This window comes from Okeania sp. SIO2F4, assembly GCF_010672385.1.
Taxonomy (GTDB): domain Bacteria; phylum Cyanobacteriota; class Cyanobacteriia; order Cyanobacteriales; family Microcoleaceae; genus Trichodesmium.
Window position 1 is genome coordinate 1 of sequence record NZ_JAAHGT010001206.1, and the last position, 2,366, is coordinate 2,366.

The following is a 2,366-nucleotide window of genomic DNA, read 5'->3' on the forward strand; positions in this document are numbered from 1 at the left end:
GGCGGTGGGTCTCATCGTTGCAGCCTGTGGAGGCGTAGACGTTAGTCAGCCTACGAAACAGGAAGCTCTATCCGTGAGGAGGAGAAGCTCCCGCTATAATCTTCGATTTAGCGGGAGAGAACTTCACTATCCTAATATTACAGTGGTTTTCATTATCGATAGACCAGAGTAGGGGTGAATGGCCATTTACTGAGGCGGCATCTCCGCTTTTTCCTATGGAATGCTGCGCAAATATGTTGGGGAGTAAAACGCCCCTACAGGGTTTTGGTTGTGACGATATGGTCGATCAATACCGAAAAGCGCTGTAATTTTTGGTATTTTTCTGGTCAATGACAAATATGATATAAGTTGCACCCAGATAATTTGCTAATTTTTTTAGATACAGAAACAGTTTGTTTAATTCAACAATAAATTTTTTGATGCACAATAGCATCTAACTATCAAATTAAGTCTTAATAAATTACAAATAAAGCCATCAAATCAAGTGCTAATTGTAAAAATTTTTCTAAAAACAGTATTAGTAAATCTACTGTCCTCTGTAAGTTACTTGTTCTTTCCTGACTACCATTCCGTTTATAGCCATACTAAAATGAGTATTATCAATCATAAAAGTTTTACTTCCATCAATAGCTAAATATCCTTGTTCACCAGTGACAGGTAATTCTAAAAGTTGATTAGGATTTGATTTCGCGCCAGCTACTAAAGTTAATTGACCATTACTATTACGACAAATATTGGCAAAATAATTTTTAGATTCAAAGTATTTTACCTCAGACCAATTTTCTCCTTTTTGCTCACAAATACGCCACTCCTGACGAGATGCTTGAGCAAGTAACATAGATTTGTTATTCGTTTGTCCAGGAGTAGATGCTAAAACTTTTGCTGAAGAAGTAAATAATACAAATGTACCAACTGTTAATGCTCCCAGTTTTAAAAGTTTTTGATTGACTTTAGATAAATTCACGGCAAACTCCTTAATAAGACGTAAAATCAGCTTGTTCTTAACAAATCAAATTCTTGTTTTATAACAATTAGTAACAATGAATCAAATTAGTTTTTTTCATTGCTTTTTAACTTTCTCATCTTATTATCAGCTAAAACTAATCAAATATCTACCCAGAAAATACTGAACTTTGATAGATAATTTTTTGAAGATAGATTGCTTATAAAGTGAATAGCTCAAATTAGCTGTACTCTAGTGTCGATCGGGAATATACCGTTTAAAATTCTAGATATCCTCCACCAATACCTACTAATAAATTCCGAGAAATTACGGATTTTTGCTATTTTTGCTTGGAAGTTATACCAATTACCATGCATTAATTCTATACTTTTTCTATACTTCAACAGTGAAATGGTTACCAAGATTTAAAGTCTGTTTTTGATAATTATTAGTCCGTTAGTAATTATGATTCCTACTTTTAACCTCTGCCCCCAGAACCCACACACTCCACATTTCCCTACCAGATCGGGTATAGCAAGATTTTTAAGAAATAGTATTACAGTTATTCAGGAAATAGTAGAAATATCAGAACTATTCAGTGACTTAATTCTCTATTCCTAAAGTTATAATCGGATAGCTGTTTTTCAGCTATCCCCTACTACTTATCATTACTTGTTTGCCACTACCAGGAAAAGTTAGTCTGTAATACTAGATTGATAAAATAATGTTACACATTATTTGTTTATAAATAATAAATAGGAAATATGGAATATAAATTTGTAGTAAATATTTATTCAAATATATAAGTCAATTCTGAAGAAAGGTTCAGAATAAGCTTCAAAAAGGTAAGGTATTGACGCTCTCCGCGCTCTTCGCGACGGAGATTCTTGCACAGAATTAGCCCAAAGCCTAACTCTGATGGGCATCTTGACGATGCCTCTATTGACTTTGCTCAAATCTAATTTAAGCATTGCCTTTACAATTCTTACGAATATTTGCACTACCATTACAATCGGCATTGACTAACCAATTATAGGCACTACGATACAAACCACGCTTAATCCGTTTTCCGCTTATGCGCCACCCGTCGGGTTTTTCACCAAAAAAATGGGTTTGAAGCCTCGCCCTTCTAGGGCGACTTTTTAGTTGTTTTTTTCAATAAGTATGTTATAGTCAATGTTAATAATTAAAACCTCAGATTATGAAGGCTAGATTTAAGTATCGTATATATCCAACACGCCAACAAAAATACCGAGAGCGCAAAGTTATTTGGTTGCGTCCGTGTAGTTTGGAATGATAGCCTAGCTTGCTGCCAAGAAAAGTATACTTCAGGAGAAAAGAAACTTGACTTATCCGAATTACAAAAGCTTTTTATTACTCAAGCTAAAAACACTGAAGACAGAGAATGGTTATCAGAAGTTTC

The 2,366-nt window shown here is 34.3% G+C and carries 2 protein-coding genes; one reads left to right on the top strand and one right to left on the bottom strand.

The annotated features are described in order from the left end of the window. Nucleotides 1-526: 526 nt before the first annotated feature. Complete coding sequence (locus F6K22_RS38905) at nucleotides 527-964, bottom strand: hypothetical protein (protein ID WP_293110297.1); 438 nt, start codon at nucleotides 962-964, stop codon at nucleotides 527-529. A gap of 1,208 nt (nucleotides 965-2,172) precedes the next feature. On the opposite strand from F6K22_RS38905, the gene F6K22_RS38910 reads away from it, so the two are divergent. Continuing rightward, nucleotides 2,173-2,366: helix-turn-helix domain-containing protein (locus F6K22_RS38910; protein WP_363275392.1), on the top strand; the 194-nt coding region annotated here is incomplete at its 3' end.